The sequence below is a fragment of the Sorangium sp. So ce176 genome, from assembly GCF_051519835.1.
Taxonomy (GTDB): Bacteria; Myxococcota_A; Polyangia; order Polyangiales; family Polyangiaceae; genus Sorangium; species Sorangium cellulosum_G.
In genome coordinates this window covers 2,974,328-2,988,257 of sequence record NZ_CP150371.1, presented here as the reverse complement: position 1 = coordinate 2,988,257, position 13,930 = coordinate 2,974,328, and the positions used below count along the sequence as shown (strand labels likewise).

At 73.4% G+C, this 13,930-nt stretch carries 11 protein-coding genes and 1 tRNA gene; 2 read left to right on the top strand and 10 right to left on the bottom strand.

Annotated elements, in window-relative coordinates:
* Nucleotides 1–72 precede the first annotated feature (72 nt).
* From WMF42_RS11470 to WMF42_RS11425, 10 genes are all read right to left on the bottom strand, one after another.
* Complete coding sequence (locus WMF42_RS11470) at nucleotides 73–558, bottom strand: response regulator (RefSeq protein ID WP_061612012.1); 486 nt, start codon at nucleotides 556–558, stop codon at nucleotides 73–75.
* Nucleotides 559–884: 326 nt separating this feature from the next.
* Nucleotides 885–957 (bottom strand) — tRNA-Phe (locus WMF42_RS11465).
* A 111-nt stretch (nucleotides 958–1,068) separates the two neighbouring features.
* Nucleotides 1,069–2,043: a hypothetical protein gene (locus WMF42_RS11460; protein ID WP_437691917.1), complete on the bottom strand. Its 975-nt coding sequence runs from the start codon at nucleotides 2,041–2,043 to the stop codon at nucleotides 1,069–1,071.
* Nucleotides 2,040–4,136, bottom strand: coding sequence for a M1 family metallopeptidase (locus tag WMF42_RS11455; RefSeq protein WP_437691916.1), 2,097 nt, complete (start codon nucleotides 4,134–4,136; stop codon nucleotides 2,040–2,042). Before WMF42_RS11455 ends, WMF42_RS11460 begins: the two co-directional genes overlap by 4 nt.
* 110 nt (nucleotides 4,137–4,246) lie before the next feature.
* Nucleotides 4,247–5,590 carry a hypothetical protein gene (locus tag WMF42_RS11450; protein WP_437691915.1) on the bottom strand — a complete coding sequence of 448 codons (1,344 nt, stop codon included), beginning with the start codon at nucleotides 5,588–5,590 and terminating at the stop codon, nucleotides 4,247–4,249.
* Nucleotides 5,591–5,615: 25 nt separating this feature from the next.
* Nucleotides 5,616–7,445: a molecular chaperone DnaK gene (gene dnaK / locus WMF42_RS11445; RefSeq protein WP_061613071.1), complete on the bottom strand. Its 1,830-nt coding sequence runs from the start codon at nucleotides 7,443–7,445 to the stop codon at nucleotides 5,616–5,618.
* 280 nt (nucleotides 7,446–7,725) lie between these two features.
* Complete coding sequence (locus tag WMF42_RS11440) at nucleotides 7,726–9,504, bottom strand: DnaJ domain-containing protein (protein ID WP_437691914.1); 1,779 nt, start codon at nucleotides 9,502–9,504, stop codon at nucleotides 7,726–7,728.
* Between the two features lie 98 nt (nucleotides 9,505–9,602).
* Nucleotides 9,603–10,205, bottom strand: a complete 603-nt coding sequence (locus WMF42_RS11435; protein ID WP_437691913.1) for a hypothetical protein — start codon at nucleotides 10,203–10,205, stop codon at nucleotides 9,603–9,605.
* Complete coding sequence (locus WMF42_RS11430; RefSeq protein WP_437691912.1) at nucleotides 10,205–11,062, bottom strand: hypothetical protein; 858 nt, start codon at nucleotides 11,060–11,062, stop codon at nucleotides 10,205–10,207. The genes WMF42_RS11435 and WMF42_RS11430 overlap by 1 nt, the downstream gene beginning before the upstream one ends.
* Nucleotides 11,059–11,697, bottom strand: a complete 639-nt coding sequence (locus WMF42_RS11425) for an RNA polymerase sigma factor (RefSeq protein WP_061605416.1) — start codon at nucleotides 11,695–11,697, stop codon at nucleotides 11,059–11,061. The genes WMF42_RS11430 and WMF42_RS11425 overlap by 4 nt, the downstream gene beginning before the upstream one ends.
* Before the next feature lie 347 nt (nucleotides 11,698–12,044).
* Here WMF42_RS11425 and WMF42_RS11420 point away from each other — a divergent pair, with 347 nt between their 5' ends.
* Together WMF42_RS11420 and WMF42_RS11415 are read left to right on the top strand one after the other, a co-directional pair.
* Nucleotides 12,045–12,971 carry a rhomboid family intramembrane serine protease gene (locus WMF42_RS11420; RefSeq protein WP_081426067.1) on the top strand — a complete coding sequence of 309 codons (927 nt, stop codon included), beginning with the start codon at nucleotides 12,045–12,047 and terminating at the stop codon, nucleotides 12,969–12,971.
* 145 nt (nucleotides 12,972–13,116) lie between these two features.
* A complete protein-coding gene (locus WMF42_RS11415; protein WP_061605417.1) occupies nucleotides 13,117–13,821 on the top strand; it encodes a PA14 domain-containing protein in 705 nt (234 codons plus the stop codon).
* Nucleotides 13,822–13,930: the final 109 nt, after the last annotated feature.

The following is a 13,930-nucleotide window of genomic DNA, read 5'->3' as shown; positions in this document are numbered from 1 at the left end:
CGCGCGCCTGTTCGTGCGGAGGTCTGGCCCGGCTCCCGGAGCTCTACCTCCGCCGCCCCCGGCGCGAGCCGCCTATTCGCCGAGGTGGGTGCGGACCTTCGTGAGCAGCGTGTCGCTGTCAAAAGGCTTGATGAGGTAGTCGGTGCACCCGTTGGCGAAGCCGATCTTGATGCTCGTCTGATCGCTCCTCGTCGTCATCATGATGATCGGCACGGTCTTGGTCGCGTCGAACGCGCGGAGCCATCTGCAGGCCTGAAAGCCGTCCATGGCGGGCATGACGACATCCATCAGGATGAGATCGGGGCGCTCGGCCACCGCCTTCGCAATGGCCTCCTTGCCGTTGCGCGCGATGACGATGTCGTAATCGTCCACGCCGAGCGTGAGCTGCTGCGACAGCAATGAAGTCAGCGAGTCGTCGACGACGAGGATCTTCTTCTTCTTCGCTGCCTCGCTGGCCTGGTTACCTGGCGCGGTCGGCCGGCTCCGCGGCGCCGAGTCGGAAGCGGAGGCCGTTTCCGGAGAGCTCTTTCGCGAGGAGTCGACACGACGATCGGCCATGAGGGAGCCTCCATGAGGAAGCGCCGTTCCCTGCGGCGCCTCCGGAGTGTTCAGGTTGCAACGAGTGGTCCCCTCGCCACCTTATCAGGATCGCTACCGCACCGGAACCAAGTTCCACTGTCACCCGATGTGGCCAAACCCGCGAAAGTACTCCTGAACAGACCGTTGCGCCCACGCCGGCGACCAGCCGCTGAGACCGCTTGAAAAAGCGGCGGAGTCAACCTGGATGGAACAACACGAGCGGTTCCGGGCGAGGCAGAGGCTCACGCACGAACGTGAGGACGGAGCGGCAGCGCCTGCTCGCCGGCACAAGAAAGGAGGAATAGTGCCCAGGGACGGAATCGAACCGCCCACACGAGGATTTTCAATCCTCTGCTCTACCAACTGAGCTACCTGGGCTTGCTGCGGGCCCCGCGGTTACGCCGAGGCGTCGGTCACGGGCGGGCTACGTTACGCGGATACGGCGCCACGTCAAGAAATTTTTGCATCGTGTTCCATCCGTCCATGCTTTCAAGGCCCAGGAGCAGCGGCGCGATCGGACAGCCGCAGGGCGGCCGCGAGCCAGGAGGCGCGCAGGTAGGCCGCGGCGGCGAGCGCCATGAGCTGCGCGGCGAAGGCGGCGGCGACGCGCGGGCCCGTTCCGACGCCGGCGAGGTGGATACCCCACGCCCCGCAGGCGAGCGCGACGACCGCGAGGGCGCCCCGGGAAGCCCAGGCCCAGGTCGCCGCGAGCGGCGCGGCCTGCAGGGTGGCGAGCCCCCTCGAGACCGCGGCGTAGAAGCCCCGCTGCTCGTCGACGAGGGCGACCCGCGCGAGGTCGTGGACCAGGCCGATGGCCGCGACCGGCACCAGCGCGGCCGCGGCGACGACGATCGCCGCGATGTCGCGGCTGCGCGGCAGGACCAGGAGCTCTGCGCACATCTGCATCCCGGGGAGCAGGACGAGCGCAGCCGCGGCGACCTGGGCTGCGAGCGCGACGCCCCAGAGCAGCGCCAGCGGGCCTAGGGCGCGCGCCGCGCGGCCCCCGAGGGCCTGCGCGGAGAGCCACCCGCACTGGCTCAGCGCGACGAGGAGCACCGCGAGCGGGACCAGCCCGAGCGCGGCGGCGATCAGGGCGCCCGCGCCGAGCTGCGCGGCGAGCGACGAGGCGGCGACCGCCGCGAGGCGTACGAGCTCGGTCAGCATCAGCCCGCCGGGGTCGAAGAGGATTGCGTCGCCACGTGGGTGGTCGCCGACGACCTCGGCCGCGAGGACGGAGAGCGGGGTCGCGACGACGAGCGAGGCGACCGCCCGGTAGCCGAAGTAGAACGCGACAGCGCCGAGCCGCTGGTGCGCGGCGGGGCGCCGTGGAGCAGGCGGGGCGCCTGGCAGCTCGGCCCAGGGGACGGCCGGCGAGCTCGGCGCCCTCGTGGCCTCCTCCGCGACGTCCCCTTCCGCCGCCGGCGCCCCCTCGTCCGTCGCTGCCTGCTCCGCCGGCGCGCTCATGGTCCGAGGAGCGTGAGCGCGAGCCCGACGCCGAAGCTCGCGCGCGAGAGCACCGCGGGCGCGAGGAGGTCTCGGTCCGAGCGGCGCGCGTTGTTCGCGAGGTCGTCGTCGAGCAGCACCCGGCGGTCGGGATCGATCACCACGGCGACGAGCGGCGAGGCGCCGGCGTAGGCGATCCTGGCGACGCTCTCGCGCGCCGGCCACCGCGCCCGCTGCACGCGGCCGTCCGCGCCGTGCAGCTCGACGTCGACGGGGAGCACGAGCGAGCCGCGGCGCCGCACGACGGCGTGCCCGCTGTAGGCCGGCGCGTCGCTGCCGCCCGCGGGCGGAGCGTCCGCCGCGGCGTCCGCGGGCGGAGCGTCCGCCGCGGCGTCCGCGGGCCACGACTGGAACGTCGCGACGGCGTAGTCGACCCAGGCGCCATCGAAGAGCCCTGCCCGGAGCGCCTCGGCCGCCTCGTCGCCCGCCTCCTGCCGCATCGCCTCGAGCAGCGCCTCGGGGCCCGGGTGCCGGAAGCGGTTCTCGCGCGCGTAGCGGCCGACGGCGCGGCGCACCACGTCTTCCCCGTACACGCCCGCGAGCGTCGCGAGGAGCACCGCGGGCCGCGTGTACGCGAGCCCGGCGTAGTCCTCGCCGTCGATGAACGCCGTCGCCGGCTGCGCGATGGCGCCGTTGTGGCCCGACGCGATCGCGCCGACGCGGTACTGCGCCAGGAGATCGAGCTCGATCCCGAGCAGCCGCGCCGCGGAGCCGTCGCCGTAGCGCGCGCGCAGCGCGTCGGCCTCGGCGTACGTGGTGAGGCCCTCGTCGAGGAACGGGTGGCGGTGCTCGTTGGTGGCGACCAGGCCGTAGAACCACTGGTGCGCGAGCTCGTGCATCGTGACCGTCTCGACGAGGCGCACGCCCACCGCGGGCCAGAGCCAGCTCCCGCCGGTCGTGATGAGCGTCGGGTACTCCATCCCGCCGGCCTCCTCGGCGCCCTCGGGCGGGTGCACGATCGTGAGCGTGCCGTACGGGTAGCGGCCGAACGCCGCGCCGAGGCGCGACAGGCCGAACCGAACCAGGTCGATCTCGAGCGCCGCCTCGCGCTCGTTGCCCGCAGGGAACAGGCACCGGATCGCGACGCCGTCGTCGGTCGTCGCGCGCATCTCGCGGAAGCGGTCCCACGCGGCGAACGCGAAGTCGTGCACGTCGTCCTGCACGAACCGGCGGACCGCCCGCCCGTCGCGCCGCTGCTCCTCGACGAGCCGGCCGGTGGCCCCGACCGTGAAGCCCTCCGGCACGTCGACTGTCACGTCGTACGCGCCGAAGTCCGCGTAGAACTCCGAGAGCCGGTGGTACGCGAAATGCGCCCACGTCCCATCGGGATCGAGGCGCGCGATCTTCGGGAACCACTGCCCCACCATGTGGAAGCTCCCGTGATGGCCCGTCCTCAGCGCGAGCGAGGGGAGGTGCGCGTCCCACGCGAGGTCGATCGTGATCGCGTCCCCGGGCGCCACGGGCTGCGGCAGCTCCACGCGGATGTCGGTCTCGTCCTCGGGGTCGCCGGGCGTCGTGGGCTTCCCCCCGGGCCACACGTCCGCGCCTCCCATCTCGCGCACGGCGAAGCGCGTCACCTGGATGTGTCCGTAATCATACAGGATTTCGCTGCCGCGGAAGCCGCCGACAGGCGCGCGGAGGAAGGCGGTGCGCGGGCTCTTGAAGCCGTTCAGGTAGAGGTGGACGAACAGCTCGCGCTGCGGCTCGCGCGAGGCGTTGCGCCAGACCAGCGTCCCCTCGCCGCGCATCGTGTGCTGCGCCGGATCGAGGCTCGCCCGCAGCGTGTAGCTCGCGATCGGGTCGGCGCGCGCCGCGAGCGCGGCGTCGGGTGAGGGCGCGGACGGCGCGGGGGCAGGCGGCGGGCGGGCGGCAGCGGCGGCGCCTGCCGGGGCGGCGGCGGCGGCGCCAGCGGCAGCAGGGGCAGCGCCCGCGACGTCGGTCGGCGGCGGTCGCGACGGAGCGCCGAGCGCGATCGTGGCGACGAGCGACGCGCCCGTGCGGCCGGCGAGCAGCGCGAGGAGGAGACCGACGGCGGCCTGGAGAGCCGTGCGCACCCGTGCAACCTAGCGAGCCAGGGCCATCGCGGAAAGCTGCGTCGGGGGGCGCGGCCGCCCGCCCGGCACGATCCGGGGCGCGACGCCGCGATCTCAGGCGATCCCGGCGGCTAGGCGCCGCTGACGATCCCCTCCTGCACGAGCTCGTACAGGATCCGCAGGGCCTCGAGCGTCTGCATGCCCGACACGTCGAGGATCTCGTCGAGCGAGCTGTACCCATCGATGCACGACAGCAGGAAGCCCGCGCGGTGATCGAGGTTCAACGAGCGGAGCTGGTCCGGCGACACCGCGAGGCGGAGCACGCGCGAGCCGTCGCCGAGGCGCGACTGGTACATCTGCCGCAGCATCTCGACGCAGCTATCGGCGTACTGCCGCGCCACCCAGTCCTTCGGGTTCTCCTCGAGCAGGCCCTCCGCGAGCACGAGCGCGCCGCCGAAGTCGCCCTGCTCGAACCGGTGCAGCATCTGCTCCCGCGGCCCCGGGATGCTGAGCTGGGGCTCGGTCACGCGGGAATGAACCCCCCGGTCACCCCTCGGGATGGACGCCGGCGAGCGCTCGGTCTCGAGCGGGCGCGGCGCGCGCGCACCGCCCTGCACGTCGCCCGAGACCTGGTACGAGGTGGATCCGGCGAGCGCGCCCGTCCCGCCGCGGAAGGCGGGCTCGTCGTCCTCCACGATCAGGCCGTAACGGAGCGTGCCGGGCGGCGGCGTGACCGGCTGCTCGTCCAGGGGAAGGCCCGGATCCTCGAAGCCGAGCCCGAGGTCGAGGCGGAAATCGATGCCCAGCGGCCCGCCGTCGTCCGCACCGGGCACGCGGGCCCTTGCGATCGACGGGATGCGGACGTCCCGCGAGTCGACAGGGGGGCCGCCGAAGACGTCGATCTCGCCGAAGCCGTGCGGGTACGGCTCGCCCGCCTCGCGCAGGAGATCGTCGTCGAGGTCCGGCCCGAGCTCGCGCTCGACGTCGAGCGACCCGAACCCCATCCGCCCGCCGGGACGCGACGGCACCCCCGGCTCGTCGCACTCCAGGCCGAGGTGCGCGCCCTCCCTGGACAGCGCGCCGTGCTTGCCCGAGAAGGCGCTGCCGGGCGGCGGCTCCCAGGGGATCGTCCTGCGGGCGGGCGGCGGCGGGCACGCCTCCGCAGGGACCTCGGGCGGGCGCGGCCGCTGGGCGGTGATCTCGGAGCTCGAGTGGGAGCGACGGGTCATCATCTTTGCCACGTATTCGCTGACCGGGATCGGCGGCGGAAGGGTGATCTTCCCCTCGGCGTCCGGCTTCAGGGGAACGCCGGACGGCGGGGTCTCCATGCGGGGTGAACCCTGTTGCTCGCGCGCGCGCGCTGTGTGCGCGAGGATCTCCTTGGAGGCGACCGGCTGGGTGTCCTCGAGCTCGTCCACCTCGTCGTGCCCCCAGGAGGCGTCCAGGGTCTTGGAGTCAGGCGGCACCGACCGCATTGTCTTCCCTCATCGCGGCCACGGTTCACCCCTGCGGCCGGGCTACGACACCCTTGAACATCCGGTGGGTGCGCGAGAGCGCCTCCATCTGCTCCTTGACCGCCGCCGCGTCGCGGCGGCCGATGGCCTGACGCGAGCGGTCGACGATCCCTCGCGCCTTGCCGATGGCGTCGCGGCCGAAATCGCTCGACGCCACGATCTGCTCGACCTGCGGGAACATGCGCTCGATCTCGGCGATGAGCTTCTCGGCCTCCTGCCGGACGCCCTCGAACTGATCGCTCGCGCGGCGATCGACGAGGTACTCCTTCGCGGCCTCCATCATCTCGCCGACCTCCTCCTTCGTGAGGCCGCTCGAGGCGGTGACCTGGATCGACTGCAGCTGGCCCGTCTCCAGATCCTTCGCGCTCACGGAGACGATGCCGTCGCTGTTGATCTCGAACGTCACCTCGATCTCGACCTGGCCCTTCGGGGCGCGGCGCAGGCCGGTGAGGATGAACTCGCCGAGCAGCTCGTTGTCGGTCGCCTTCGTGTGCTCGCCTTGCATGACAAGGATCTTCACCGCGGTCTGGTTGTCGCGGCTCGTCGTGAAGATCTTCGATCGTGCCGTGGGCACGGTCGTGTTCTGCGGGATGAGCTCCTCGAAGTTGGACCCGAACGTCATGATGCCGAGCGCGTGCGGCGTGACGTCGAGCAGGATCATCTGCTTCGTCTCGTCCACGAGCGCGGCCCCCTGCACCGCCGCGCCGAGCGCGACCACCTCGTCGGGGTGCACCCCCTTGCACGGCTCGCGCTCGAAGAAGTCGCGCACGGCCTCCTGCACCCGCGGCATGCGGGTCATGCCGCCGACGAGCACCACGTCCTCGATCTCGTCGCGCTCGAGCCGCGCGTCCTCGAGGGTCTGGCTGCAGATCTCGACGCACCGCTCGACGAGGTCCTCGCACAGCCCCTCGAGCTCGGCGCGCGAGAGCGTGCGCTGGAGGTGCAGCGCCTCGTTCCGCGCGCTCGAGATGATGAACGGCAGGTTGATCTCGGTCTCCAGCACGCTGGAGAGCTCGCACTTCGCCTTCTCGGCCGCGTCCTTGAGCCGCTGGAGCGCCATCCTGTCCTGCCGCAGATCGACGTCGTGCTGCTCCTTGAAGCCCTGCACCAGCCAGTCGATGACGCGCGCGTCGAAATCCTCGCCGCCGAGGAACGTGTCGCCCGCGGTGGCGATGACCTTGAAGACCCCGCCCGCGCCGATCTCGAGCACCGAGATGTCGAACGTGCCGCCGCCGAGGTCGAACACGGCGATCGTCTTCTCGACGTTCTTGCCGAACCCGTACGCGAGCGCCGCCGCCGTGGGCTCGTTGACGATGCGGATGACGTCGAGCCCCGCGATCTGGCCCGCGTCCTTCGTCGCCTGCCGCTGGTTGTCGTTGAAGTAGGCGGGGACGGTGATCACCGCCTTCGAGATCGGCTCGTTGAGGTAGTCCTCGGCGAACAGCTTCATCTCCTGGAGGACCATCGCGCTGATCTCGGGGACCGAGTACGTCTTGTCGCGAAGCTGGATGCGAACGTCCCCGTGCGGCCCCTCGACGATCTTGTACGAGGCGGTCAGGATCGCGTTCTTCACTTGCGGGGATGACCACTTACGGCCGATCAGCCGCTTGGCGGCGTAGACCGTGTTCTCGGCGTTGGTGATCGCCTGCCGCTTCGCGATGTGCCCGCAGAGCCGTTTGCCGGCCTCGGTGATCGCGACCATGGACGGCGTCGTCTTGTACCCACCGCGATTCGGGATGACGGTCGGGACGCCCTCCTCGACGATGGCAACGCACGAGTTCGTGGTGCCAAGGTCAATGCCGATGACACGCTCCATCGATGCCGCTGCTCCTCTTGTGATCTTCGGCCCGAACGGCCGCCGAGATCACGATGCTAGAACGTTTCGCGGAGCCGAGCGGGCCAATCGTGCGGTGCCCCCCGCGGAAGTCGGCGCCTCCCCGCCCACCCCGGGCCGGCGCGGCGGAGCCATCACACGACGAGCGGCCACGGCGCACACGCGCGCGCCCCCGTCGGCGCCCGAAGGAAACGGGGCTTCGTCCCTCGCGAAATTCAGCCGCCGGGAGGCCGAAACGCCGGCTGGATCCGCGGCGACGGCACTAGACTTGCTTCCCGTATCGCTTCGCCTGCTCGCGCGCTTGCGCGACGAGGCCGCGCAGCCTGGGGTCGTTGCCCGCCAGCTCGGCGGCGCGGTCGAACTCGCCGTTCGCGCTCTTCGCGAGCGCGGCGGCCGAGTACGCCAGCGCCAGCGTCAGCCGGTACTCCACCGACGAGGGCACGAGCTCGACCGCGCGCCGAGCGAACTCCACCGCTCGACGCGTGTTCTCCCCGGTCTGCAGCGTCGCATGGGCGACCCGCTCGTGCGCGCCGGCGTCGTCGGGGCGACCGTTGCACACCTTCGCGTAGCTCAGCGCCGCGTCGAACCAGCGCCCGTTCTGCGCCTCGTACTGGGCCTGCTTGAGGTAGCCGTCCGCCAGCGTCACCGCCGCGAGGCGCTGCGCGTCGGCCGACGCCTTCTGGAGCGCGACGTCGTCCGGCGCGAGCGACGCGGCGATCCGATACGCGTTGGCCGCGGCCGCGTAGTCGTTCCGCTCGAGCGCGATCCGGGCCGCGTCGGCGTGCCGGGCGATCTGGTTGCGGAGCGCCTCGCCGCGCGCGGCGTCGTACCGCGCCTTGAGCGACTCGACCGCCCGCATCGACTCGGGCGAGCGGAAGCCGGCCGGGGCCCTCGGCGTGGTCACGACGACGGTCGTCGGGACAGGCGCCGCGACCGACGCCGCGACCGACGTCGCGGCGGTCGCCGTGGAGGTCGCTGCGGAGGGCGCGCCCGCCGGCGCGCGCCGCAGGCCCCCGGTGAGCTTGCGCGCGAACGTCTCCCGTCGATCCTTCGCGCTCGGCGCGGGCGCGACCGGCGCGCTCGCCGCCGCGGCCCGCGCCGGCGCGCCCCCGCCGCCCACCGAGCTCGCCTCGTCGGACGGCGGCGCGGGCGCCGCGGCCCGGGCGGACGCCGCGGGCGCGACCGGCTCCGTGGCGGGCGGGCGCGCGGCGGCCTGCTCCGCGGGCGCGCGGTCGGAGGAGTAGCGCCCGGGCGACGCGGCCACGTCGCGCGGATCGGCGAAGGCAGCGCGCACCGAGGCGTCGACGGCGGTGGTGATCGTGGCGATGTCGCGCGGCGTCTGCTCGATCAGCGCCGCCATCGCCCGGTTCTTGTGGGTCTGCTCGAGGTACCCGTCGTACTCGGCGCGCCGCTGCTTCGACGTCAGCGTGTCCTGCGCGAGCGTGATGCGCGTGAAGATGGCCTCGATCTTCTGCTTGTACGAGCCGAGCTGCTTGCGGAAGTAGGTGTCCGGGTGGAACTCCGGCGCGAGCAGGTAATAGGCGCTCTTGATCTGCTTCTTGTCCGCCTGGTCCGAGACGCCGAGCAGCGCGTAGTAGCTGAGGTCCTCGAGCCGGTAGTAGAGGTCGAGGATCCGCCGCTTCCGCTCGGGGGTGAGCTCGACAGGCTCGTCGAGCTCGGCAGGGTCGTAGAGCGGCAGGGACTCCGCCTGATGGAGCGCATCCCGGCCGAGCGGCGGGACCGGCTCGCCCCCGGACGACATCGCCCTCTCCGGATCCGCCGCGCCCCCGCGCCGCCCGGCCTCGGAGGCGCCCCGCAGCGGAGGCTGCCCGGCGGCATCGCCGTCCAGCGTGATCGCGCCGAGGTCGCGCAGGCGTCGCAGCGCCTCCACGGTGTCGCCGTGCGACATGCCCGTGATCAACGACAGATCCCGATCGGTCAGGACGCCGTCGATCCGGGAGAGGAGGAACGCCTCCGCGGGTTTCAGCGGGAGCGACTTGAGGTCGTACCCGGGCTTCAGCCTTGGAACACGGAACGTCATCGGCTCGGGCAGCGGCCCCTCTCCGCGAGTCTAGCGAGGAACGCGCGCGCGTCGCAATTGCAGACCACGGCGGCCCCGCGCTTCCCCGGGCGCGCGCTTCAGCGCGGCTTTTCGGGGGCGCTCTTCAGGGCCTCGGTGATAACCTGGTCCTGGATCGAGATCGCCCGCTCCAGCAGCCCGACCGCGCGCTTGCGGCCCTGCGCGGCCGCCTCGCGATCGCCCCGCTCGTCCAGCGCCTTCGCGCGGCGCTCCTCGACCACGCCCGCCACCTCGTAGAGGTGGCCCTGGAAGTGGGACGGCGCGGGCGCCAGCTCGAGGCCCGCCTCGACGTCGCGCGCCGCGGCGTCGAACTCGCCGGCCTCGCTCCGGAGCTCCGCCAGGCGGGCGTAGGTGTCCGAGATCACCTCGGCGACCTCCGGCGGCGTGCCCGGCGGCCTCGGCGCGGCGATGATCCCCTCGAGGGCGCGGATCGCGGCGGCGCGGTCCCCGGCGCCGAGCGTCACGTCGGCGGCGTGGTGCGCCGCGCGCGCCCTGGAGAGGAAGGCGAGCAGCGTCGGATCGACGACCTGCGTCGGGGCGCACGCGCACGCCGACTCGCCCCGGGCGCCGGCGGCGCGCGCCTGCGCGTCGTCGCGCGCGCACCCGACGTGCGCCGCCGCGAGCGACGCCAGGCAGGCGGCGGCGAGGCGAACGCGCAGCATCAGCGCACCCCCCACGCCGCGTAGCGGTTCTGGCGCAGATCGGACGCGCGCGCGGAGGCGATACGGTCGATCCGCTCCGTGTGACCGCCCTCCCTGGGGAACGGCGCGGCCGGATCGAAGAGCGCGGCGGTCGAGCGCGCCTCGATCAGCAGGGGCGGCGGCGCGGCCGCGGCCGCAGCGGCGGGCGCGCGCGCGCCGGGAGCGCGCGCGAGTGGGGCGCGCTCTTGCCGGATCTCGCCGAACATCAGCGCCACGGCCGCCGCGACCGCGGCGAGGGTCGACAGCGCCACCATCGTGACCGGCGCGATGCGCCGGGCGCGCGGCGCGGGCGCGGCGCGGAGGGCGCCCTCGACGAGCGCGCGACTCCGGAGCTCCGGGAGCTGCGCCGGACGCCACGCGGCCCGGAGCGCGACGGCGAGCTCCACGAGCGCGTCGCGCGCGTCGCTCGGGCCGCGACTCCCCTCGCCTCCGGCGCCGTCCGCGCGCCCCGGCGCGCCCTCGGCCCTCGGCTCGAGCGCCTCCCGCAGGCGCTCGGCGGCGCGCTGCTCGGCCCTCGTCGGCGGCGCGTCCTCGTCGCCGAGCGCGCGCGCGAGCAGCGCCTCGTGGTCCGCCCTGTCGAGCCCGACAGGCCTGGCCGCGGCGCGGAGCGCGTCCGCGAGCGGGACCTCGCCGCGATCGAGCGCCTCGGCGAGCTCGCGCGCCGCGCGCAGCTCGGCATCCCCCGCGGGCGCGAGCGGATCTTCCTCCACCGCCGCGACGAGCGCCAGGTGCCGGCCGCGATCCGCCCCGGCGCGGCGCTCCAGCGCCTCGTCTCCAGCCGTCGGCGGGCGCGGTTCCGAGGGCAGCCGCGGCTTCATCGCGACCCTTCCTTGGGCTCCGCGCGCGACGCGGCAACCCCCGCGGCGAGCGCCTTTTTCAGCGCGGTCATGGCGCGGTGCAGGACGACATCGAAGGTCGCCACGCTGACCCCGAGCGCGAGCGCCACCTCGTCGCGAGAGCGCTCCTCGAGCACCCGGAGCCGGATCGCCTCCGCGTAGCGCGGGTTGAGGCGCCCGAGCGCGTCCTCGACGCGCGCCCGCGCGTCGGCGAGATCGCGCTTCTCGCAGAGCTCGACCTCGCCGCGGGCGGAGAGATCGGTCTCCGCGGCGTCGATCTCGCGCTGCAGATCGTCGGGCTCGAAGAGCGCCTCGCGGCGGCGCGCGCGGAGCATGTCGAGCGCGATGCGCAGCGCGATCACGCGGAGCCAGGGGTAGATGCCGCAGCTCTGCCATTGGAACTGGGAGAAGCGCTCGACGACGCGCGCGTACGTCTCGGCCAGGGCGTCCTGCGCGGCCGCGTCGGAGCCGAGGCGGGGGAGCAGCACCGAGCGGTACAGCGCGGGCCCGTACCGGCGGAGGAGCAGGCCGAGCGCGGCGCGATCGCCCTGCGCGGCGCGATCGCACTGGAGGCGCTCCGCCTCCAGATCCGGCCTCGCTGCTGCCACGGCGGTCACGGCCGCGACGATACCCGGACGTGGAGAGGATCGCACCGGTGACCGCCTCGCGCCCGCGGCGATGCAGCGCGCCCGGCGGCCCGGGAGCGCGGGCGCGACGCCGAGGTGCGGCCGCGCGCCGCCGCGAGGGCGCCATGCGGCGGCGGCGGCGAGGACCGAGCGCGGGAGGGCTGCCGCATTCACACCTCGACAACGGGCCAAACCCGTGGACCTTACGGCCAGGAGCCGCCACAGTGTGGCGGCCTGGGCGGCCGTGCGTCCGCCGTGAAAGGAGCCCTGGTGACCGTCGATACACGATTCACGCTGCGCGCGCGCCCCGGGGCTGGGCGGCGGGTCGGGCTCGCCCTGTGACGGCGGGACCGGCTGGCGAACGGGGGCGCTCGCTGCACTGCGCGCGCTGCAGCGCCCTCAACGGTAGAGATTTCGACCGGTGCATCCGCTGCGGCGCGCCGCTCCTCGCGCCTGCGGTCCACGCGGCGCCGGCGCGGGGGCGCCTCGACGGGCGGAGCCTGCTGGCGACCAAGATGCTCGTCGGGCTCACGGCGTTCGTGTTCGTGGGGCAGATGGTGGCCGCGCACGCCCGCGGCCTCGGCCTGCTCTCGGCGTGGGACGCGTCGAACTACCTCCGCTTCGGCGCGCTCCTGATCTTGCCCGGCGCCTCGTTCGAGCCGTTCCGCCTGCTCTCCGCGGTCTTCGTTCACATGGGCGTCCTCCACTTCGCCATGAACATGATGACGCTCGGCATGCTCGCCCGCGCCGCCGAGCCCGCCGTCGGCTCGGCGCGGTTCGCGATCACCTACGTCATCACGGGCCTGCTCGGCTTCGCCGCCAGCGCCGCCTGGAACATCCTCGTTCAGCCCGAGGTCGTGTGCACCGCCGGCGCGAGCGGCGCTGTGTTCGGGGTGATGGGCCTGCTGCTCGGCTGGCTCGTCCGCCGCCGCGACCCGCGCTGGAAGGACCTGGCGCTCCAGGCCGTCTTCTACATCGTCCTCTTCGGCTTCGTCGTGAACGCGTCGAACACCGGCATCCGCATCAACAACGCCGCGCACATCGGCGGCCTGATCGCCGGCGCGCTGCTCGGAGCGATCTACGCGGTCCCGGGGCGGCGCCGGTACGAGGGTGTGGTGAACGCCGGCGCGCTCGCCGGCGTGCTCGCCTGTGTCGCCGCGCTCGCGCTGGCCCAGCGCTCGCCGGTCTGGCGCGCCGCCGAGTCGCTCGAGGGGCTCACGGAGCTGGAGCCCCCCGGGATCGAGGAGCGCCTCGAGCAGCCCTGAGGCCGGATCGGCAGGGTCGCATGCGCGGGGCGGGCTCGGGGCGTGGCGCGACGCTGATTGCCGCGCCCTGCCCGAACGTCTAAGCGGCATCCTCGCATTCACGTGGGGGGCGGTCCCGTCCGTCCGTTCCCTCCCAGGAGACGTCATGGTCCGAACCTCATCGCGCATCGCCTCGTGCGTGCTTGCCGCGTCGCTCCTCGGCGGCTGCCATGTCACCATCCAGAGCGGCGAGAGTCCGGCGGAGGCCTCGCCGCCGCCCCCGCCGCCCCCCGCCAAGACGGCCTCCAAGGCGCGCAAGCCGGCGAAGCCCGATCCGGAGCCGGCGCGCCGCAAGCAGCCGAAGTGGCGCCTACCCGCGAGCAACGCGCCGCGCATCACCGCCCCGAACGCCTTCGGCAACGGGGAGGGCGGCGCCTTCCGGGGGCTCGCGTACGTGATCCCCGAGAACACGAAGAAGGTCCCGAGCTTCGACGGGCTCGTGCCGTTCGCGATGCTCTTCACGGACAAGTTCGAGGTGAAGTCGCAGGCGTTCTCCGACGGCTTCCCTGGCGCGCTCGTGCAGAACGAGTGGTTCGCCCTCCGGTTCGAGGGCGAGTTCCAGGTGCCCAAGGAGGGCGTGTACCAGTTCCGGCTCACCTCGGACGACGGCGCGATCTTCTACGTGGACGACAAGCGCGTGGTCGCGAACGACGGCATCCACAATGCGAAGACCGAGGACGGAGAGACCCAGCTCACCGAGGGGACGCACAGGCTGCGGCTCGACTACTTCCAGGCGGCGCGGGGCAATGTCGCGCTGATGCTCCAGATGGGACAGAAGAACAAGTTCGAGCCGCTCGTGGGCGTCCGCTGACGAGGCGCGGCGCGCGGCCGCCGCCGGGAGCGCAGATCGCGCGGTCCGGGGCGGCGCGCCGCGCTCCGGCATGCGGGAGCGCGCGCTCCGGCGCCCTCGATCCCCTTTT

Bases quoted from the DNA above. Each gene is read 5' to 3' on its own strand.
- WMF42_RS11435 (WP_437691913.1), bottom strand. From the start codon at position 10,205: ATGCTGCGCGTTCGCCTCGCCGCCGCCTGCCTGGCGTCGCTCGCGGCG.
- WMF42_RS11450 (WP_437691915.1), bottom strand. From the start codon at position 5,590: ATGCGGTCGGTGCCGCCTGACTCCAAGACCCTGGACGCCTCCTGGGGG.
- WMF42_RS11470 (WP_061612012.1), bottom strand. From the start codon at position 558: ATGGCCGATCGTCGTGTCGACTCCTCGCGAAAGAGCTCTCCGGAAACG.
- WMF42_RS11415 (WP_061605417.1), top strand. From the start codon at position 13,117: ATGGTCCGAACCTCATCGCGCATCGCCTCGTGCGTGCTTGCCGCGTCG.
- dnaK (WP_061613071.1), bottom strand. From the start codon at position 7,445: ATGGAGCGTGTCATCGGCATTGACCTTGGCACCACGAACTCGTGCGTT.
- WMF42_RS11430 (WP_437691912.1), bottom strand. From the start codon at position 11,062: ATGAAGCCGCGGCTGCCCTCGGAACCGCGCCCGCCGACGGCTGGAGAC.
- WMF42_RS11440 (WP_437691914.1), bottom strand. From the start codon at position 9,504: ATGACGTTCCGTGTTCCAAGGCTGAAGCCCGGGTACGACCTCAAGTCG.
- WMF42_RS11460 (WP_437691917.1), bottom strand. From the start codon at position 2,043: ATGAGCGCGCCGGCGGAGCAGGCAGCGACGGACGAGGGGGCGCCGGCG.